Consider the following 20,588-nt stretch of genomic DNA (forward strand, 5'->3'; position numbering starts at 1 on the left):
CACATGCCGTTCGGACCCGCCGGAGGCAGATGACGCTGCATGCGAGTTCGAGCAGTCCCTGATGGAGGTCAGCGCGTCGCTCGTAGCGGGTGCGGAGCCGCTTGAACTGATGCAGCCAGGCAAAGGTGCGCTCGACAACCCAGCGCACCCTGCCCAGGCCGGAGCCGTGGGCGACGCCGCGGCGGGCGATCAGCGGCTTGATGCCGCGCTTCCGTAGCAGGCGCCGGTACTTGTCGAAGTCGTATCCCCGGTCGGCGTACAGGCGGCGGGGTCTGGATGCCAGCGAGGGCCGCCCGGTCCGGGGCGCGCAGTCGCCCCGGGTAGCGGTGGCGCCGTTCGGGAGCGGGCGAGCCCGCGAAGATCCAAACGCGCACCCCGGAAGCGGCCAGGGCGGACAGGGCGCGAGACGGCGCCTGTCCGTCCCGGTCTTCAGGCTCCGGCCTTCAAAACCCGGCACTCAGTCACTGGGACAGTCTTCTTTGATCTTGTCCTGGTATGTGCGGTAGAGCGGGCCGTCGCTTCTTTTGGGCTTCACCTGCTTATGCGCGTCGAGTTCGAGTACCGGGACCGGTTTGCAGACCGACCACTGCTTCCTGTCAGAGCGACCGAGCCCGTAAGTTCCGCCGGCTCCCTCGAGACAGTCCTCGTACGCGCACCTGTCCGCGTTGTAGGCGGAGTTCCGGAGATTGTTGTAGACCTCGTGAAAGCGCAGCGTCTTCTTGGAGTGCTTGAGATTCTCGTTGTAGCTGTCCTCGACCGCATCGGCGAGTGCCCGCAGACCGTCGTGTGACATGGCGGCGTAACCGTCGTCAAGGGGCTTCGTGCCCAGTCCGTAGGATTTCTTCCACTTCCCTGACTCGCCCTGGAACTCAGCCTCGAACTCGTCCCTGAAGTTGTCCACTCCGTCCGGGATTCCGCGTTCACGGTTCCACCAGCCCGTATCCACAGACGAGGCGTCGACGAGCGTGATATTGGCCTTATCCATATCGTCGAGATTGTCCGGGCTGGTGAGGGAAGGGTCGAATCCGGTGCCGACCTTCAGGATGCGCCTGGGCTTCTTCTCGCACCGCCCCTCCTCGATCTCACTGATCAACCTGGGCAGGTCCTGGTCGCGGCCCGCAAAGAAGATCGTGTCGATTTTTCCGCCACAGATATCTTCCGTTGCGTCGTCGAAATCACGCGGCTGACCCTTGCTGCGGGAGGTGATGCCGGAGTACTCGACCGAAGTACCGCGCACGCCCCAGTCCTTGTCGAACTCTTCCTCCATTTCATCCTTCAGATCCTGCGCGTAGGCGTCCTCCTCCCTGTCGTAGACGAGGATTCCTCGCTCGTCCTTCGACGCGTCGCTGCCCTGCGGGTGCAGGTCGAGGTACTTCCTCAGGGCGTGGACGAACTCCTCGTTGCTCGGCGAAGTCTTGAAGAGATGGTCCCTGCCGTCGACTTCGGCTGTCATATCGGTCGAGGAGACAAGCGGGCCGAAGGTCGGGATTCCGCGAGCGCTCAGGTCCTTCACGGCCTCCTGCGTCGTGCGGGTGCTGCTGGGTACGCCCGTGACGCCGACCACCGGGGCCTTGTCGTCGGTCATGGCCTCGATCTGGTCGTGTACGGGTGGCCACTTGTCGAGGTTCTTGCCGACCGGAGCCGGGAGGACCTGCAACCACAGCCTCCGCTGCTGCTTGTTGAACCTCTTCTGCTCGACCAACGTGCCCGCCAGCGCGTGGCGGATCATCTCCTTGGTCAGGGTGCTCGTGTTGTCCGCGGACCTACGGTCCGCATAGGTGAAGGGCATCGTCAGCGCAACCCGCACATGCAAGCGCGTCTTTGCGCCGCTGTGGTTCTCCTTCTCGATCGCCTCCACCAGCTTCTGAACCCCGGCGTCCGCCACAGGAAACGCCTTGTCCGTCACGCCCACGCACTCGCCGCCGACCTCCTCCAGGTCGTCGCCGCACGGACCGGGCCAGAGGAAGTTGACCAGCCAGGCCCCGAGTCCGACCACCGCCGCCGCCGCGACGACCGCGGCGGCGCGCTGTAAGGGGCCCCACTCCTTGGGATGTACTCGCAGCTTCATGTTCCTCACAATCAAAGGCTGTCCGTACGGGCCCTGAACTGCCCGTCCGTGTCTGCCTATTCGGAGTTTTCGCCGGGCACGGTGAACGGGCGCTTCCGCTCCGCGTCGGAGGGCCAGCCGCGCGCCACGTGCCGCAGTTCGGTACGCCATGTCTGGTGCAGCCGGGAGAGGCAGCCGAACTCCTCGCGCAGAACCGCGCACAGATCGGGGTCCGGCTCGGTGTGCGGCTCCGACAGGCACCACACCGCGTGCAGCAGCCTGTTGATGGACCACTCCGCCTCGTCGTTCAGGCCGGGGTCCTTCCCTGCCGAGTCGTCCTCGCCCAGGGCGATCCGCCGCAGTGAGTCGGCAGCGCCTCCGTACGGCGGCACGGGTGCCGTCCCAAGGTGGGCGAGCAGCTTCAGCCACTCTCGCGCGTCGCCGGGGTTCCACGAGGCGAACAGGTCCCTCAGAACACCGATGGCCTTGTCCACGTCCCCGGCCGCCATCGAGTGCCAGTGCGCGCGTCCGCGGTTGAACTTCCCGCCCTCGTCGCCGGAACGAACGTGGTGGTCGCAGAGGAAGTCGTGCACGTCCCCCCAGAGGGCCCCGCCCTCCTTGTGCATCGTGCGCCGTGCCTCGGCCGTCAGCAGTCTCTGGAGCATCGGGTGGGCGACCAGCGGACCGTCAGGCGTGGTGTAGCGCTGCCATCGGTGCGCCTCCAGATAGTCCTCCGCGGCACTGACGGGAGACTGCTCCGGGCCCTGCATCCCCAGATGTCCGGCGAGCGCCTCGGCCGCCGTGCGGTCGCGTGCAAGGCAGAGCTGTACGAGACGTTGACGTTGACGCTGCTGCGGCAGGAGCTGTTCCAGGATCACGGAGGTGACGGGCCGTCCGTCGCCGTCCGTCAGTTCCAGCAGGGAGTCCGGCGTGACCTTCTCATTCCGCCGCGCGGCGGCCAGCACCGCGTCGCACATGATCGTGCTCGCCGCGGGATGGCCGTCCGTCAGGGCGTAGACAGCGGACGCGAGATAGGGGTGGAGCGTCGCGTCCGCGCGGTCGAGCAGGGAGAGGATCTCGTCGCGGTTGAGCGGTGTGAGCGGCACGACGAGCATCCCCGCGGACGGAGAGCGGCCCCGCTGTGGCGGCTCGGGCTTCTTCAACGCGTCCGCAAGCAGGGGCAGTTCGCACCGCATCGCGTCGGGTGCCTCCTCCGGCGTCCCGCCGAGGTGCGTAGCGGCGAGGACGAGGCGGTCCTCGTGCGGTTGCTCGCCCCTCGCCCGCTGCTCCAGCAGCAGATCGACGAAGCGCCGGCCGGCACGGTGGTGGGCGTCGTCGAGCAGGATCAGCGGCCAGCGTTCGCGGTTGGCGCGCTGCAGCGGTCCGTACGCCGCGGCGATGTCATGGAGCAGCGCGGCCACGAGGGTGCGTTCACTGGCCCTCCCCGGGTCGCCGCCCTGGTGCAGGCGCAGTCCGAGGCGCACCAGCGGAGACGGGCCTTCCCCGTCCCCCGTGGCCGCCTCACCGTACTGTTCCGCGTACCAGGCCTGCGCGGGCCCGATCGGACACATCTGCGCGAACCTGTCGACGAGGTCCCGGGTCAACTGCTCGAAAGCCGCGCCCCGTTCGCCTGGCTCATCGCCCCTCCCCGCGGCCCTCCCCGCGGGATCGACATGCTCGGCCCAGGTACGGCGGAGCCGTTTGACGTCCTGGCCGCCGAGGCCGCACGCGGTCAGCATCCTGGCGATGCGCAGACATGTCTCGTCGCGTTCGTCGGCGTCGCCGGGCTGCCAGCCGGAGACGGCGATCAGCCCCGGCAGCAGCGTACGGAAGGGATGCCGCGTGCCGGAGCGCCGCAGCGGATACCGCGTAGGGAGGCCGGGAGCGAGCCCGCAGACCAGCTCCTGGAGGAGCTCGACGAATGTCGCGGCCGTACGCGGCTCCTCGTCCTGCTGCGGCACGGCGGGCCGCTGGTCAGGCTGGACGGCGCGTACGTACGCGAACGGCAGCCGGCCGGAGTATCCGGAGGCCAGAGCCTCCAGCACGGCGCTGCGTCCCATGCCGTGCTGCCCGGCGACCAGCACGACCGGGGGGCTCGCGCGGGGCTCCCAGCGGACCCGGGCCCGTTCGCCGTAGGCCAGGCCGGTCAACTGAGGCATCAGCGATCGCAACAGAGGATCACGCCCGTACAGCCGCTGCGCTCTCTCCCCCGCCATGCACACTCCCCCGATGCGTCATTCGCTCGAGCCCGCGCATCGAATCACCAACTACGCCTGAAGCAAACGAACCTACATGTGCGTCACCAACCGTGGCCAGCGTGTGACATCACCGAAGCCGTCGCGGCGCGGAACGGTCACAAATGCGGGTAAACATCGAGCTCGATCGTCTCCGGGCGCGGATTCGTGCCATGGACCGTTCCCGGATATTCGAGCCGTATGTGGCGCAGTTCCTGCAGTCCCGCGAGTTGTGAGAGGTCGATCTCGGCCGCCTGGGAGACATACAGCTCCCTCAGCCCCGGCAGCCGCCTGGCGATCATGTCCAGGTCCAGCCGTGACCGTGCCCTGGCACGCACCTCCAGCCGCGTCACCTGCGGAATCTCCACGCGGGGAGCGGCGAACAGCAGCATGCTGAGCTGGGCCGGGGAGAGCGACAGGGTACGCAGGCGCGGCAGACCGGCCAGCAGGGCGCCCCACTCGTCCGGTACGAGACGCCCGCTCGCCTCCCGCAGGCGCAACTCCTCCAGGGCGCCGAACGCCGCGATGCCCTCCAGCTCCGTCGCCGCCGGAGGAAGCGACAGCACACGGAGCCGTCCCGTGCACGGCAGGTCGGTCAGCCCCCGCCACGGCACGTCTGACCCCAGGTGCAGCTCGTCCAGCTCGCCGCACTCCTCGAGTTCGCTCATCGGCTCGAATCCCGGAAGGTTCCGCAGCGTCAGCCGCTTCAGACCCGTGAGCCGCGCGAGCGGCGCGGGGTCCCGCAGGTTGCGGCAGCCCTCCAGGACCAGGGTCTCCAGGGACCCGAACTCCTCCAGTACACCGAGGTCGCCGAGTTGGAGCGTGCCGCGCAGCCGCAGCTCGCGCAGGTTCCCCGGGTCGAGTGCCGCGAGGATGTCCTCCAGCGCGAAGTCCCCGTGGCAGCCCACCCGTTCACAGCCGGGCATGCCCCGCAGCGCCGCCAGTTCGCCGGACGACCGCGCGGTCACCAGTCCGCCGGGTGTCGACGCCAGGAGCGGACGGATGATCTCCGTCGCGTATGTCTCGGTATCGAACCGGTCCCAGTGGCCCAGCAGTTGCGCCCGTACGGAGGGCCGGCCGGTGTCCAGGAACTCCTGGAGCCTGGAGATGGCGGCGTCACCCCCGATCTGGCAGATCGCATGCACGGTCGCCAGTTCCTCGTCGCCCGACAGCTCGGCCGCTCCCGGCAGCAGATTGAGCACCAGCGGTCCGGTACGCGCCAGACCTCGCGCCTGCCGCAGACTCCTGGGCGGCACCATGCGGCTGGCCTGGTCCCGTACCGTCTGGACCACCTCCGGGTCCAGTCTGGTGGCCACTTCCAGCGAGGCGAGGGCGAGCAGCCGCAGCCGGTCCTGTACGGCGGGTTCCTGCGCCTGATCGGCGCGGTCGGTCAGGCCGGTGAGGATGTCGGCGCGCTGCATGTGGTCGCCCTGCGCGACCGCCATCTGCACGACGTCCTCCCACTCGTCCAGGTGCGCGTTGTTGACCAGCATGCCCATGTCGCGTTCTTCGAGCAGGGCCTTGGCTCCGAGGAAGTCCTGAAAGGTGCGGTGGATGAAGGCGACCGCACCGTCCGTGGGTTCGCGCAGCAGACCGGAGCGCTCCAGCAGGAACTGCAGCGCCTCGTCGGCGGTGCCCAGGCGCTTCAGCCGCGGCACGGACAGCTGAAGGCGGCGTACGATCTCGGCCGCGTCGTCCCGGTCGAGTTGCATGCGCTCGTTACGGATCAGCCAGTGCGCCAGCGCCTTGAGCGGTTCGGTGGCCGCTTCCCGGTTGAGCAGTGTGTAGACCTTGCGCTCCGGGTCGCGCCGCCGCAGCAGCATGTCGAGTGCCGCCTCGTACAGGGTGATCCGGTCGTGGGGCAGCACGCCGCGGCGCTCCCGGTTCAGCGCGCAGATCAGCCCGCACATCAGCGGGTTGGTGGCGAGCCTGCTCAACTCGGGGGTGACCCGCAGCACTTCGGCCAGGTCCCTGCCGGACTCCGGGTCGGCACCCGCCGCGACGTGCCAGCGCTCGACGAACCGCTTCGTGTCCGAGGGCCGCATGGCGTTGAGCGTGTACTCGCGGAACGACTCCCCCGAGAGCCAGCCGCGTTCCAGGGCGGCGGGACGCGTGGTGACCAGCCACAGATTGCCGGGGTAGGCGTCCATCAGGCCGCGCAGCCACTCCCGTACACCGTCGCGCTGGTCCTTCGGGATCTCGTCCACGCCGTCGACGAGCATCAGAGCGCGTCCGCTCTTCATGACGCGCTGGGCCCAGCCCTCCGGGGCGTCCATCACACCGCCGGCCCACCCGAGGAAGCCGTTGGGCGAAGGCAGTCGGGCGTCCCTGCCCGTGAGCGTGCGCAGCGGCAGCACGAAGGGGACGCGGCCGAGTAGCTGCGGTGCGAGGTCGCGCCCGGCTTCCCCTTTCTGCCGTGCGGTGATGTACGCGAGCCACTGCACGAGGGTCGTCTTGCCGGTGCCGGCGACACCTCGCAGCAGCAGCCGCTCGTGGTCGGCGAACGCGCCCTCCAGTGGCTGGCCGCCCTCGGTGTCCGGACCGTCGCCGTCGGAGTCGTCTCCCGGGTCGCCGTTGTCCTCCGGCTCGGCACCGCTGCGCAGGGGGACGGCGTCGAGCGTGAGATAGGCGCTCTCCAGCGGCCAGTTGGAGTCGTCGGGATCGTTGAGGTCGACTCCGTGGATGACCAGCCGGTTCTGTCTGCGGGCGACGAACGCCGCGTAGTCCGCCTCGAACTCCGCGTCGCCCTCGGCCTCTTCGCGCGAGAGGCGGCCGAGCTGCTCCAGCACGCGCTCGACCTTCCGGTGGATCTCGCGTTGCTCCTGGCGCACTTCGATGTCCGTACGGGCGCCGAATCCGGGTCGTTCGCTGAAGAAGCGCAAGATGTGCACGCACGCCGTCACCAGCAGCCGGTCGTGGAAGCGCCCGGCGTCCTCGCCCAGCAGCCGCCGCGTCTGGGCGCCCGCTGCCTGCGCGAGCTTCTCCGCCAGCGCCTCCGGACCCAGCGCCACCGCCTGCACGTCGTCCATTTCCAGGTCGCCGAGCGCATGCAGCGTACGGGTCAGGGCCTGCCCGACGGCGTCGCGCTGCTCGGGAACCACGGGCGGATCGTGCGGACCCGCGGCCCGTACGGCGCGGCGCACCAACTCCCGTGCGAGCTTGTGCAGATCGTCCTCGGTGAGCGTGCGGTGTTCCCGTGCGAAGGACAGCAGCCGGCGCACGCGGATCGCGGGCTCGTTGTACTCGGCGGCCGGTAGGCGGGAAGCGGGCAGCAGCAGCCGCGTCAGCAGAGGTGCGACCGTCTTCGCGGCGATCTGCAGCCCCGCCGTGCCTTCCATGACTTTCGTCCCCCTGCCGCGGATCTCTGCCCGGGCCGGTCTGTCGACGGCCGCTCCGACCCGGCCCGTACCGGTAAAGCCTATCCGCCGGAACGCAACTCTTTCGCGTGAAGTGCGGTCATACGGACAGCCGACTGGGGTCATGCAGCGGCCTGTTGCGCGGACGCCGGCGGCTTCGGCGCCGGTTGACCTTCAGGAGCGGTCGGGCGGACGCTGCACATGTGAACGGCAGACGCGATACGACGGTCCGCGGGCGACTGCCGCGGGTGTGGGGCGCACGGGAGGACGAGGTCCGCAGGGCCTATCCGTGCGACGGGCTGATCCACGGGCCCCGCGAGGAGTGGTTCCGCGCGGTCACCGTCGCCGCGGACCGCGCCACCGTCTTTCGCTGGCTGTGCCAGCTCAAAATCGCCCCGTACAGCTACGACTTGCTGGACAATCGCGGACGCCGGAGCCCCCGCAGGCTCACCCCTGGCGTGGAGCATCTGGAGACAGGCCAGCGGGTCATGCGGATCTTCCGGCTGGCCGGCTTCTCGACTGACCGGCATCTGACCCTGGCCCTGGACTCCGCCCAAGGCAGGCGCATGTTCGGGGACTTCGCCGTCACCTACGCGGTGACCGAGGAGGGGCCCGGGAGTACCAGGCTGGTCGCGAAGCTCGTGGTGGGCGGCGCGGAAGGGATGCTGGGGCGGCTGCGCCGTCCGCTGCTGGCGTGGGGCGACCTCGCCATGATGCGCCGCCAACTGCTCACCCTGCGGAAGGCGGCGGAGCGTTGGTGAGGATCGGGCGCGGGCCGGATGAGTCTGGCCGTGGCGGTGCCGGCCCTGACCAAAGCGGCTCGGGGTCGCCCGGAACCGGCGGTGGTTCGCCGAGCGCTGCGTTCCTACGTCTTGCCGACCCCACGCCGTGAGCGGGAGCGGCGGGAAGATGTCGCGACGGCCCTGCGCTGGTTGGAGCGGGCCTCGCTACCGGCGGCGGAGCGGCGCTGGCCGCAAAGCCGTACGACCTGCGGCACGCCTGCGTCTCTCAGTGGCTCAACTCCGGTGTCCCTGCTCCGGAGGTCGCTCGACGAGCCGCCACTCGGTGGAGGTGCTGCTCAAGATCTACGCCAAGTGCATCGACGGTCAGGAAGCGGAGATGAACGAGCGGATCATGAAGGGCCTGGAGGAGACGGAGTAGCCCGGCCATGCTGACAGAACGACCAGAGCCCCGGAGAGATCCGGGGCTTTCGGCGTGCTCTCAAGCCACTACGTCGAAGCCGCGTGAAACCGGCCCTGACCTGGGCCGAAGCCATCCAAGATCATGACGCTATTACAACATGATCACTGTCATGAGGCTGCTTCGAGCCGCGTTCGGCTGCACACGCAACAACGCCCCGCACTCAGCATCATGGCTGGTGGCGGGGCGTTTGGGTACTTGATGAGAAGTACCCCCGGCAGGATTCGAACCTGCGCACACGGCTCCGGAGGCCGTTGCTCTATCCCCTGAGCTACGGGGGCTCGTCGGCGCTTGTCGGCGGCGACAGGAAGAACAGTACCAGCTCGGTGGTGGTGCACCGGAACCGGGTTTCAGGGCCTGACGCCCGTGTGGGGACGGGTGTGGATGTTGTGACGGTGCGCCGCCCGCAGGGGTGGAAAAGGGCAAAACCCGGACGACGGGGGAGGGGTGTGCCTAGGCTTTGTGGCGTGCCAGGTATGTCCGGCCGGGTTCTTGTCGTGGACGACGACAAGGTTGTCCGGCAGCTGATCAAGGTCAATCTCGAGCTGGAAGGCTTCGAGGTCGTGACCGCCGCCGACGGTGTCGAGTGCCTGGACGTCGTGCACGGTGTCCGTCCCGATCTCGTCACGCTCGACGTGATGATGCCCCGCCTCGACGGTCTGCGCACAGCAGCCCGCCTCCGCTCCGATCCCCGTACGCGCCACATCCCCGTGGCGATCGTGAGCGGACGCTCTCATCTCGGCGACGACGAAGGGCGGGAGCCACCGGTCGACGCACTGCTGGCGAAGCCCTTCGAGCCGTCCGAACTGGTCCGTATGGTACGGCAGTTGACCGGTGCGACCGGTGCGACCGGCGGGAGCGAGACCAAGGAGGAGGGGGAGGAGTCGGCCGTGGGGCAGGCGCGCCCCTGACGCGTTCCCCCCTGACGCGTTCCCCCCTGACGCACGCCTCCGTGCCCCGGCCGGTCCCCGACGCCTCGGGGTGCCGGATCGGCAGTCTCGTGGCGGAACGGCTGCCCGTCGGCGCCCACCGTCACCAGCGGTTACGCTCCGACGCCGCCCTCAGTGGCCGCCCCCGGGGGGTCTCCGCCACGCCTCCGCACGTCTCGGGCAAACCGGTTCGCGCACACCCACCCCCTCTCCCATACGCTTGCTCCGTGACACCCGCCCAGCTCTCCCGCACTGTCCTGCACACAGTGCGCTGCGCCGCCCAGAGAGGTGAGCTCCTGCTCCCGACGCGGGACGGCCTCGAACTGCCGGAGCGGGTGGTGGTCGAGGCGCCGCCGAAGCGTGGCGAGGGGGATTACTCGGTCAGCGTCGCCTTCCGGTTGGCGAAGGCGTCCGGGGTGGCGCCGTACGAGGTGGCGCAGGTCCTCCGGGCGAGGCTCGCGGAGCAGGACGGCGTGCGGAGCGTGGAGGTCACGGGCGGCGGCTTTCTCAACATCACGTTGGAGGACCGGGCCAGGGCGGCGCTCGTCGAAGAGCTGACGCGGGCCGCGCGTGCCCACACCGGCGTCGGCGCCGACGCTCCCGTCCGTACCGTCCCGGCCCGCACTGCCACCGCTGCCACCGCTACCGCCACCGCTGCCACCGCTACCGCCATCGCCGCCACCGCCGAAGGGGCCGCGCCCAGCGACGATCCCGCCCCCGACGATCCCGCCACCGACATCGCCCGGTGGAGCGCCGTCACCGGCGACGCCCCGGCCGCGCTCGCCGTGCGGACATCCCGCTCCAGCCCGCTCTTCCACGTCCAGTACGCACACGCCCGCACCCGCGCCCTCTCACGCAACGCCCGTGACCTGGGCTTCTGCGGCGACCCGTACGCGTGCACCGGCAAGCACAGCCCCAGCCCCGGCGTCGCACCCAGCGACAGCGACAGCAGCGACAGCGACGGCAACAGCAGCGACAGTGACAGGGTGCGGAACTGCGACAGCAGCGACGGACGCCCGCGCTCCCCGTACGGAAGTCCCAGCGCACGCGCCCTGCTCGCGCTCCTCGCCGACCACCGGCGCATCAGTGAGCAGTCCGACCCGGCACGGCAGGCCCGTCATCTCGTGGCCGTGGGCGATGCCTTCTTCGAGTTCCACGACCGATGTCCGCCCCTGCCCCGCGGTGACGAGAAACCCGGGGCCGCCCACCGTGCCCGGATGGCCCTCGTCGAAGCCACCGGGGCGGTGCTGGCAGGCGGCCTGTCCCAGCTCGGCGTCACCGCGCCCGCCCGCCTCTGAGTCTCCGCGTGAGACCTCACGGCGGGCCCCGACCGAGAGATCCCGAGTCCCCCGCGGCCGAGAGCTCCCTCGCACCCCGCGAGCGCCCGGCCTCCGGGACGTCCCAGACTTCGCAAAGGACGCACGACCGACATGAACCCGCACTCCCACCTCCCCCTCCTGCACAGTGAGAGCGAGGCCCCCGCATGAGCCGCTCCGCCCACCCCGCGGGCCCGCGGTACGCCGATGTGCTCCCCGAGGGGCACTACACGGCACCGCCCGCCGACCTCAACGCACTCGACCCCAAGGTCTGGCCCCTCACGACGGCCCGTTCCGGGGCCGGCTCCGTCAGCATCGGCGGTCTCGGCCTCGCCGAGCTGGCCGAAGAGTTCGGTACGGCGCTCTTCGTGCTCGACGAGGACGACTTCCGCACCCGCTGCCGCGCCTGGCGTGACGCCTTCGGCCCGGACGCCGACGTCTTCTACGCGGGCAAGGCGTTCCTCTCCCGCGCGGTCGTGCGCTGGCTGACCGAGGAGGGGCTCAACCTCGACGTCTGCTCCGGCGGTGAACTGTCGATCGCTCTCGCCGGCGGCATGCCGCCCGAGCGGATCGCACTGCACGGCAACAACAAGTCGTCCGCCGAGCTCCGCCAGGCGATCGAGGCAGGCGTGGGGCGTATCGTCCTGGACTCCTTCCAGGAGATCGTCCGCGTCGCCCACATCGCCGACACGCTGGGCAGGCGCCAGCCGGTCCAGATCCGGGTCACCGTCGGCGTCGAGGCGCACACCCACGAGTTCATCGCGACCGCGCACGAGGACCAGAAGTTCGGACTCGCGCTCGCCGGGGGGCAGGCGGCCGAGGCGGTGCGCCGCGTGCTGAAGCTGGACAGCCTGGAACTGGTCGGCATCCACTCGCACATCGGCTCGCAGATCTTCGACACCTCGGGCTTCGAGGTGGCCGCACACCGCGTCGTCGGCCTGCTCGCGGACATCCGTGACGAGCACGGCCTGGAACTGCCGGAGATCGACCTCGGCGGCGGCCTCGGCATCGCCTACACACCCGAGGACGACCCCAGCGAACCGCACACAATCGCCAAGTCGCTCCGCGAGATCGTCAGCCGCGAGTGCCGGGGAGCGGAACTCGCCGTGCCCCGGCTGTCCGTCGAGCCGGGCCGCGCCATCGTCGGGCCTTCGGCGTGCACGGTCTACGAGGTGGGGACGGTCAAGGAGCTGCCCGGCCTGCGTACGTACGTCAGCGTGGACGGAGGCATGTCGGACAACGTCCGCACCGCGCTCTACGACGCCGAGTACAGCGTCTCGCTGGTCTCCCGGGCGTCGGACGCCGAGCCGATGCTCTCGCGCGTCGTGGGCAAGCACTGCGAGAGCGGGGACATCGTCGTGCGGGACGCCTTCCTGCCCGCGGACGTCGCGCCGGGGGACCTCCTCGCCGTTCCCGCGACGGGCGCCTACTGCCGTTCGATGGCGAACAACTACAACCACGCGCTGCGGCCGCCCGTCGTCGCGGTACGCGACGGCGCGGCCCGAGTGATCATCCGCAGGGAGACGGAAGAAGATCTCTTGCGACTCGATGTCGGTTAGCGAGATATACGTCCCACATGTTGGAACGGGCGTCGATTCTCCCGATCCTTACGTGAGACTGACAGCACAGGAAATGACGAGAGGCGAGGTCGGATGATGCGTACGCGTCCGCTGAAGGTGGCGCTGCTGGGCTGTGGAGTGGTCGGCTCAGAGGTGGCACGCATCATGACGACGCACGCCGAGGACCTCGCAGCCCGCATAGGCGCCCCCGTCGAACTGGCGGGGGTGGCCGTGCGCCGCCCCGACCGTGTGCGCGAGGGCATCGACCCCGCCCTGGTCACCACGGACGCGGCCGCTCTCGCCAGGCGTGCGGACATCGACGTCGTCGTCGAGGTCATCGGCGGCATCGAACCCGCCCGCGCGCTGATCACCTCCGCCTTCGAGAACGGCGCCAGCGTGGTGACGGCCAACAAGGCGCTCCTCGCCGAGGACGGCCCCACGCTCCACGAGGCTGCGGAGAAACACGGCGCCGACCTGTACTACGAAGCGGCCGTCGCGGCCGCGATCCCGCTGGTCAGGCCGCTGCGCGAGTCCCTGGCCGGTGACAAGGTCAACCGCGTCCTCGGCATCGTCAACGGCACCACGAACTTCATCCTCGACCGGATGGACTCCAGCGGGACCGGGTACGGCGAGGCGCTCGACGAGGCCACCGCCCTCGGCTACGCGGAGGCCGACCCGACCGCCGACGTCGAGGGGTTCGACGCCGCCGCCAAGGCCGCGATCCTCGCCGGTATCGCCTTCCACACGCGCGTACGCCTCGACGACGTGCACCGCGAGGGCCTGACCGAGGTCACCGCCTCCGACATCGCCTCCGCGAAGCGCATGGGCTGCACGGTCAAGCTGCTGGCCATCTGCGAGCGCGCCGCCGACGGCCGCTCCGTCACGGCGCGCGTGCATCCCGCGATGATTCCGCTCAGTCATCCGCTGTCCAACGTCCGCGAGGCGTACAACGCGGTCTTCGTCGAGTCGGACGCCGCCGGCCAGCTGATGTTCTACGGACCCGGGGCGGGCGGCGCGCCCACGGCCTCCGCCGTGCTGGGCGACCTGGTGGCCGCCTGCCGCAACAAGCTCAGCGGCGGCCGGGGGCCCGGTGAGTCGTCGTACACGCAGCTGCCGGTCTCCCCCATGGGCGAGGTCGTCACGCGGTACCACATCAGCCTCGACGTGGCGGACAAACCCGGCGTCCTCGCCCAGGTGGCCACCGTCTTCGCGGAGCACGGGGTCTCCATCGACACCGTCCGGCAGCAGGGCAAGGACGGCGACGCGTGGCTCGTCGTCGTCACCCACCGCGCGGCGGACGCCGCGCTCAGCGCGACCGTCGAAGCACTGCGCAAACTGGACACGGTGCGCGGCGTCGCCAGCATCATGCGGGTCGAGGGCGAATAGGGCAGCAGGGGAGTCGAAGGACAGTGACCACCATGGAAAGCGCAGCATCCGCATCCGGAGCATCCGCAGCGTCAGCGGCTTCAGCGGCATCCGAACCGTCCGCCCGGGGAGCTTCCGGGCCCGCCACCGTCACCCGGCAGTGGCGAGGAGTCATCGAGGAGTACCGCGAGCGGCTCTCCCTACGCCCCGGCACGACCCCCGTGAGCCTCCGCGAGGGGGGCACTCCGCTCGTACCGGCGCAGCTGCTCTCCGAACTCACCGGCTGCGACGTCCATCTCAAGGTCGAGGGCGCGAACCCCACCGGTTCCTTCAAGGACCGCGGCATGACGATGGCCATCACGCAGGCCAAGGAGGAGGGCGCTCAGGCCGTCATCTGCGCGTCCACCGGCAACACTTCGGCGTCGGCGGCGGCCTATGCCGTACGGGCGGGCATGGTCTGTGCGGTCCTCGTCCCCCAGGGCAAGATCGCGCTCGGCAAGATGGGCCAGGCTCTGGTGCACGGCGCCAAGATCCTCCAGGTGGAGGGCAATTTCGACGACTGTCTCACCCTCGCTCGCGGCCTTTCCGACAAGTACCCGGTGGCGCTGGTGAATTCGGTCAACCCGCACCGCATCGAAGGCCAGAAGACCGCTTCCTTCGAGGTCGTCGACATGCTCGGGGACGCGCCCGACGTCCATGTCCTGCCGGTCGGCAACGCGGGCAACATCACCGCGTACTGGCGGGGTTACCGCGAATACGCGGCGGACGGCCCGGCGACCCGCACGCCCCGCATGTGGGGATTCCAGGCGTCCGGTGCGGCGCCCATCGTGCGCGGCGAGGCGGTGAAGGACCCCAGCACCATCGCCACCGCCATCAGGATCGGCAATCCCGCTTCGTGGGAGTTCGCCGAGCGGGCACGGGACGAGTCGGGCGGCTTGATCGACGCGGTGACGGACCGTCAAATCCTGCGCGCCTACAAGCTGTTGGCGCAGCGGGAGGGCGTCTTCGTGGAACCCGCCTCGGCGGCGTCCGTGGCCGGGCTGCTGCAGGCGGCCGAGCAGGGGCAGCTGGAGCCGGGGCAGCGGGTGGTGTGCACCGTGACCGGCAACGGCCTCAAGGACCCGGACTGGGCGGTGGCGGGCGCTCCGCAGCCGGTGATCGTGCCGATCGACGCGGACGCGGCAGCCGAACGGCTGGGTCTCGCCTGAGGTGTCCGCCGGCCCGGATCGGGGCAGTCACCTGGTGACTGCTTCCGTCCGGGCGGGACGCCGCCGGTGCGGGAGCGGGCCTGCCCCCTGCCGGCAGGGGGCGGCGGCGAGGGAGCGCGGAGCCGTATACGACACGCATCGTGCGCCTCCCGTGCGCCCTGTGTCGTCGGTGAACCTTCCTTCGATAAGCTTGAACCTGTCTCGAACAACCCCGAACCCCCCGCACCTACTTCGGTCCCCCGTGTCCGCCGGGGGTCACGTCCGGCCCGTAAGGTCCGGAACACACTGGGTCATCGACCGGTCCGGCGTCACGCCGCGGTCCTACGGGAAATCGTCTCGACCAACCAAGGAGAGTCATCGGGAGATGGCCGGCCCCGCGTTCCGCGCCGCAGCTGTCCGTGTGCGCGTTCCCGCCACAAGCGCCAACCTCGGCCCCGGCTACGACACCCTGGGCCTTGCGCTGGGGCTCTACGACGACGTCGTGGTACGGGTCGCCGATGCCGGGCTGCACATCGACATCGCCGGTGAGGGCGCCGAGACACTCCCCCGCGACGAGGACCACCTGCTCGTACGGTCGCTGCGCACAGCCTTCGACCTGCTCGGCGGGCAGCCGCGAGGTCTGGAGGTCGTGTGCGCGAACCGCATCCCGCACGGACGCGGCCTCGGCTCGTCCTCCGCCGCGATCTGCGCCGGCATCATGGCCGCCCGCGCGGTCACCACGGGCGGGGAGGCCCGGCTGGACGACGCCGCGATGCTGGAGCTGGCCACCGAGATCGAAGGCCATCCGGACAACGTCGCCGCCTGTCTGCTCGGCGGCTTCACCCTCGCGTGGATGGACGCCGGTGCGGCACGTGCCATCAGGATGGAGCCGGCGGCGTCCGTCGTACCGGTGGTCTTCGTGCCGGCCAGACCACTGCTGACGGAGACGGCCCGCGGACTGTTGCCCCGTCATGTGCCGCATGTGGACGCGGCGTTCAACGCGGGACGGGCCGCGCTGCTCGTCGAGGCGCTGACCAGGCGCCCCGATCTGCTGCTGCCCGCGACGGAGGACCGCCTGCACCAGGAGTACCGGGCTCCGGCGATGCAGGAGAGCGTGGAACTGCTGAACCGATTGCGGGCCGATGACGTCCCAGCAGTTGTCTCGGGTGCGGGGCCCACGGTGCTCGCGCTTCCCGAGGGGGACGGAGCCGCCGAGAAGGTGGCCCGCCTGGCAGGAGAGCAATGGACGGCGAACAGGCTGAGCCTCGACGCCGCGGGCGCGTGCGTGCTGCCGCTCAAGGCGGACGGTACGGCCCGCGGCGCACCTCAGTGACAGGACAGGAACTCTCCGGGCCGGTCGGGGCCCGGGCAGAGGACGACGACCGGAGAGATCCGGGAGAGATCCGAGAGAGGGGGAATGTTTGTTGGATCCGGTAGTGTTAACCTCAAGTCTGTACTCGCAGTCTCGTGGTCCACACGTGAAATCCTGTGGTGGCCCGTAGAGTGCAGTGCTTGTGTGGTCCCCCAGGGCAGAGCCCCAGGGATCGCCTCTTCTTCCAGGAGCCTCCCACGCTGCTTCGCCTCGCTTGGCAGTCTCGAGCACGCTCCGGAGCCGACGTGCAGGACAACACGTCCTTTGTTGTACGTCGAACCATGAATTGATCTCCCCGCCACACATGCAGGCGGGACCACCGTTTCGGTCAGGTCCGCTCGTACAGGACCCCCGCCGGACAGCACGACCGGTCGCCGAGCCAGACAGGCCGACGTCCGCTCCAGGGAAGGACCCTTAGTGAGCGACACCACCGATCTGATGGGCGTGAACGCCGCTGCCTCCGAGGCCGGCGGCTCGGGTGGTACCCCTTCCGGGGGTACGTCCGGGAACAATGCCGACGCGCCTGCTACGGACGCTTCTGCCGCGCCTGCCTCCGGTGCTGCGCCCAAGCGTCGGCGCTCCGGCACCGGGCTTGAGGGCATGGTTCTCGCCGAGCTCCAGCAAGTCGCCTCCGGTCTCGGCATCAAAGGCACCGCGCGGATGCGCAAGAGCCAGTTGATCGAAACCATCAAGGAGAAGCAGTCGGGCGGTTCTGGCGGACCGTCAGCTGCTCCTGACCGTGCGAAGGACGCCGGGAACGCCGCCGACGGGGAAGCCGGGGACGCGGGCACCAAGCCGAAGCGCCGGGCGACCTCCAAGGCGCGTACGGGCGACGACGCCGCTGACGGCGGGCAGGACGCCCAGCAGATCGACATCCCCGGCCAGCCGGCCAACGAGGAGAAGGCCGCGGACGGGCGGCGCGGCCGCCGCGAGCGGAGTGAAGGCAACGGCAAGGCCGAGGCCGCCGTGGACGCGGCCGAGGGCCGGCAGCAGGACGGCGGCCAGTCCGGCAAGGGCGAGGCCCGTGGCGACGGCTCCCGGGGCGACCGCAACGACGGCCGGGGTGACGGCGGCGGGCGGCAGCAGCAGGACCGTCCCTCCAAGCGCGACCGTCAGCGCGGCCGCGGCAAGGGCGGCGACGGCGGCGGTCAGAGCCAGGGCGGCGGCCAGAACCAGAACCAGGGCGGCGGCGGCCGTCGTGACGACGACGATTTCGAAGGCGGCCGGCGTGGCCGCAGGGGCCGCTACCGTGACCGCCGCGGCCGTCGCGGCGGGCGTGACGAATTCGAGCCGCAGGTCGCCGAGGACGACGTCCTGATCCCGGTTGCCGGGATCCTCGACATCCTCGACAACTACGCGTTCGTGCGGACCTCCGGATACCTGCCGGGCCCGAACGACGTGTACGTGTCGCTGGCACAGGTCCGCAAGAACGGACTGCGCAAGGGCGACCACATCACCGGTGCGGTCCGTCAGCCCCGCGAGGGCGAGCGGCGGGAGAAGTTCAACGCGCTGGTGCGCCTCGACTCGGTCAACGGCGCGACTCCCGAGGGCGGCAAGTCGCGGGCGGAGTTCAACAAGCTCACCCCGCTGTACCCGCAGGAGCGGCTGCGGCTGGAGACGGAGCCGAACCACCTGACCTCGCGGATCATCGACCTGGTCTCGCCGATCGGCAAGGGCCAGCGAGGTCTGATCGTGGCACCGCCCAAGGCGGGCAAGACGATGGTGCTCCAGTCCATCGCGAACTCGATCACGGTGAACAACCCCGAGTGCCACTTGATGGTGGTTCTGGTCGACGAGCGGCCCGAAGAGGTCACCGACATGCAGCGGTCGGTCAAGGGAGAGGTCATCTCCTCGACCTTCGACCGTCCCGCCGAGGACCACACCACGATCGCGGAGCTGGCGATCGAGCGCGCGAAGCGGCTCGTGGAGCTCGGTCACGACGTGGTCGTGCTGCTGGACAACATCACCCGGCTCGGGCGCGCCTACAACCTCTCGGCTCCGGCCTCGGGGCGCATCCTCTCCGGTGGTGTGGACTCCACCGCGCTGTACCCGCCGAAGAAGTTCTTCGGTGCGGCGCGCAACATCGAGGACGGCGGTTCGCTGACGATCCTGGCCGCCGCGCTGGTGGAGACCGGTTCGCGCATGGACGAGGTGATCTTCGAGGAGTTCAAGGGCACCGGCAACATGGAGCTCAAGCTCGACCGGAAGCTCGCCGAGAAGCGCATCTTCCCCGCCGTGGACGTGGACGCCTCCGGCACCCGCAAGGAAGAGATCCTCATGCCGTCGGACGAGCTCCAGATCATCTGGAAGCTCCGCCGCGTGCTGCACGCCCTGGACCAGCAGCAGGCCATCGAACTGCTCCTGGACAAGATGAAGCAGACGAAGTCGAACACCGAGTTCCTGCTCCAGATCCAGAAGACGACGCCCACGCCCGGCAACGGCGGCGACTGACGAAGGCCGCTCCGCCGGGGCCTTGAGGGCCCGGTCGACGAGGACCGCCCCACCACATGTGGTGGGGCGGTCCTCGCTGTGCGTGACGGACGCTGAGAGCTTGCCCACACCCACGGCCCGCCGGCATACCGCTGCTCATCGCTGAGTTGGCGCATCGCCGCAGGTCGGACGCGTACGGCCACTCTCTGTACGAACCCGCGCCGATCATCACAGCAGAGGCGTCGAAGTCACCGTGTGTGCCACTCTTCGCGGGGCGTGACTCCGGTGCGGCACCCGGGCCCCGCCCGGCAGCGGTCGCGTACCCGCACCGGCAACGACGGCAGGCGCAGCCAGAGCAGGACTGAGGAAGTGACGATGGCGGACGACCACACGGACGGGCAGGCGGCGGCCGGGGGCCGCTCCCCGGGCGGTCTCCGTGCCACCGGACGCCGTCGTAAGCCGCTCGATCACCGCCGGCGGCTCCTCAAGGCGGCCGCCTGGACGGCGGGGGGCGTCTTCGTCCTCGGCGGGTCCGGGCTCGGCTTCGCCTACGTCAAGCTGAACGGCAACATCTCAGGCGTCGACATCAACGCCGAACTCGGCAAGGACCGGCCCGACGACGCCCCCGACGGCTCCGTGGACATACTCGTCCTCGGCTCCGACACCCGCTCCGGCGCCAATGCCGAGTACGGCAGGGGCCAGGCCGGTGCCCGCTCCGACACAGCGATGATCGTGCACGTCAACAAGGAGCACGACAGGGCGAGCGTGGTCTCGATACCGCGCGACACCATCGTCGAGCGCCCCGGGTGCGCGAAGGACGACGGCAGCGGTACGGCGCCCGCACAGCGGACGATGTTCAACTCCGCCTACGAGGTGGGCGGACCGGCCTGCGCGGTCAAGACCGTCGAATCGATGTCCGGCGTGCGCATGGACCACTACGTCGAGGTCGACTTCGCCGGCTTCAAGAAGCTCATCGACACCCTCGGCGGCGTCGAGGTCACCACCGGGAAGCCGATCGACGACAAGGACAGCCACCTGGCCCTGGAGCCCGGCCGCCACAAGCTCAGCGGCGAGCAGTCCCTCGGGCTCGTACGTACCCGGCACGCGGTCGGCGACGGCAGCGACCTGGGCCGCATCCAGCTCCAGCAGGCGTTCGTGAAGGCGCTGATGGACCAGGCCGACAGCGTCGGGGTCTTCAGCAGTCCGAAGAAGCTCTACAACCTCGCGGACAGCGCCACATCCGCCGTGACCACGGACTCCGAGCTGGACTCGGTCGCCGACCTCGTGGGTGTGGCCAAGCTGCTCAAGAGCGTGAAGTCCGACGACATCGCGTTCTCGACGCTGCCCGTCACCTACGACCCCGCCGACCCGAACCGGGTCGTGCCGATGGAGTCCAAGGCGCGGAAGATGTGGTCGGCGCTCAAGCGGGACGCGGCCATACCGGAGTCGGCGACGAAGGGCTCGGCGGGCGACCGGACCGACATCGGCGCCGTCGTGCGCTAGCCGCGCCCGGCGCTCCCGGGCGGGGCGCACCCGGGCCGTACGCCCGCTCATGTGCCGGATCGCGGAATAATCACCGCCCGCCCCCGGTTT

At 70.0% G+C, this 20,588-nt stretch carries 12 protein-coding genes, 1 tRNA gene and 2 pseudogenes; 10 read left to right on the top strand and 5 right to left on the bottom strand.

Features of this window, described 5'->3' with window-relative positions:
- Positions 1-7: 7 nt before the first annotated feature.
- The 4 genes and pseudogenes from ACFPA8_RS06320 to ACFPA8_RS06335 form a co-directional block, all read right to left on the bottom strand.
- A pseudogene (locus ACFPA8_RS06320) lies at positions 8-295 on the bottom strand (transposase); the annotation flags it as partial.
- Positions 296-457: 162 nt separating this feature from the next.
- On the bottom strand, positions 458-2,068 hold the full coding sequence (locus ACFPA8_RS06325; protein ID WP_386443535.1) for an ABC transporter substrate-binding protein: 1,611 nt from the start codon (positions 2,066-2,068) through the stop codon (positions 458-460).
- Positions 2,069-2,124: 56 nt separating this feature from the next.
- Positions 2,125-4,263: an ATP-binding protein gene (locus tag ACFPA8_RS06330; protein ID WP_386443538.1), complete on the bottom strand. Its 2,139-nt coding sequence runs from the start codon at positions 4,261-4,263 to the stop codon at positions 2,125-2,127.
- A 137-nt stretch (positions 4,264-4,400) separates the two neighbouring features.
- Positions 4,401-7,619: an NACHT domain-containing protein gene (locus tag ACFPA8_RS06335; RefSeq protein ID WP_386443541.1), complete on the bottom strand. Its 3,219-nt coding sequence runs from the start codon at positions 7,617-7,619 to the stop codon at positions 4,401-4,403.
- Positions 7,620-7,840: 221 nt separating this feature from the next.
- Between ACFPA8_RS06335 and ACFPA8_RS06340 the strand changes: the two genes are divergently transcribed.
- Positions 7,841-8,398, top strand: coding sequence for a hypothetical protein (locus tag ACFPA8_RS06340; protein WP_386443544.1), 558 nt, complete (start codon positions 7,841-7,843; stop codon positions 8,396-8,398).
- 200 nt (positions 8,399-8,598) lie between these two features.
- Positions 8,599-8,798: pseudogene (locus tag ACFPA8_RS06345) on the top strand (tyrosine-type recombinase/integrase); the annotation flags it as partial.
- 248 nt (positions 8,799-9,046) lie between these two features.
- Here the strand turns inward: ACFPA8_RS06345 and ACFPA8_RS06350 are convergent.
- A tRNA-Arg gene (locus tag ACFPA8_RS06350) sits at positions 9,047-9,118 on the bottom strand.
- 195 nt (positions 9,119-9,313) lie between these two features.
- On the opposite strand from ACFPA8_RS06350, the gene ACFPA8_RS06355 reads away from it, so the two are divergent.
- The 8 genes from ACFPA8_RS06355 to ACFPA8_RS06390 all read left to right on the top strand — a co-directional run bounded on the left by ACFPA8_RS06355 (position 9,314) and on the right by ACFPA8_RS06390 (position 20,498).
- Entirely contained in the window at positions 9,314-9,748 is a 435-nt protein-coding gene (locus tag ACFPA8_RS06355; protein WP_386444667.1) for a response regulator, read from the top strand.
- Positions 9,749-9,993: 245 nt separating this feature from the next.
- Positions 9,994-11,064: a DALR anticodon-binding domain-containing protein gene (locus ACFPA8_RS06360; RefSeq protein WP_386443546.1), complete on the top strand. Its 1,071-nt coding sequence runs from the start codon at positions 9,994-9,996 to the stop codon at positions 11,062-11,064.
- 185 nt (positions 11,065-11,249) lie between these two features.
- A complete protein-coding gene (gene lysA, locus ACFPA8_RS06365; RefSeq protein ID WP_386443549.1) occupies positions 11,250-12,641 on the top strand; it encodes a diaminopimelate decarboxylase in 1,392 nt (463 codons plus the stop codon).
- A 93-nt stretch (positions 12,642-12,734) separates the two neighbouring features.
- Positions 12,735-14,027, top strand: a complete 1,293-nt coding sequence (locus ACFPA8_RS06370; protein ID WP_386443552.1) for a homoserine dehydrogenase — start codon at positions 12,735-12,737, stop codon at positions 14,025-14,027.
- 32 nt (positions 14,028-14,059) lie between these two features.
- Entirely contained in the window at positions 14,060-15,214 is a 1,155-nt protein-coding gene (thrC, locus tag ACFPA8_RS06375; RefSeq protein WP_386443554.1) for a threonine synthase, read from the top strand.
- A gap of 364 nt (positions 15,215-15,578) precedes the next feature.
- The gene (gene thrB / locus ACFPA8_RS06380) at positions 15,579-16,526 is read left to right on the top strand and encodes a homoserine kinase (protein ID WP_386443557.1); all 948 of its coding nucleotides are present in this window, start codon (positions 15,579-15,581) and stop codon (positions 16,524-16,526) included.
- A 456-nt stretch (positions 16,527-16,982) separates the two neighbouring features.
- Entirely contained in the window at positions 16,983-19,016 is a 2,034-nt protein-coding gene (gene rho / locus ACFPA8_RS06385; protein WP_386443560.1) for a transcription termination factor Rho, read from the top strand.
- 354 nt (positions 19,017-19,370) lie between these two features.
- On the top strand, positions 19,371-20,498 hold the full coding sequence (locus tag ACFPA8_RS06390) for an LCP family protein (protein WP_386443563.1): 1,128 nt from the start codon (positions 19,371-19,373) through the stop codon (positions 20,496-20,498).
- The last annotated feature ends 90 nt before the right edge of the window (positions 20,499-20,588 follow it).

The sequence above is a fragment of the Streptomyces ovatisporus genome (assembly GCF_042653885.1).
In the GTDB taxonomy this organism is placed as follows: domain Bacteria; phylum Actinomycetota; class Actinomycetes; order Streptomycetales; family Streptomycetaceae; genus Streptomyces; species Streptomyces ovatisporus.